This is a genomic window from Domibacillus sp. PGB-M46 (assembly GCF_022668875.1).
In the GTDB taxonomy this organism is placed as follows: Bacteria; Bacillota; Bacilli; order Bacillales; family Domibacillaceae; genus Domibacillus.
The window spans coordinates 1-228 of the sequence record NZ_JAKGCR010000116.1; the positions used below are offsets into that span (position 1 = coordinate 1).

The window sequence follows — 228 nt, forward strand, 5'->3', positions numbered from 1 at the left end:
GGGACTGACCCCGTTTTTGAGACAGGGATCAAAACACCTTTAAGCAGCCAGCTGCCGATACTTGACCGGCGGCTGGTTGTTTAGTTTCGCTTGAATACGGATATGGTTATAATAATGAATGTACTCTTCGACAGTCTGCTCTACGATGGCGGTCGTAGTGCTTTCCAAGTTGTCGAGGTAGAACGTTTCAGACTTTAGCGAGGCATGAAACGATTCGATCGGGGCATT

General features: G+C 47.8%; 1 protein-coding gene. It reads right to left on the reverse strand.

Annotated features, from left to right (window positions below; translation table 11 throughout):
• Nucleotides 1-39 precede the first annotated feature (39 nt).
• On the reverse strand, nt 40-228 hold a 189-nt coding region (locus L2D08_RS23875; protein WP_242238032.1), incomplete at its 5' end, for an IS3 family transposase.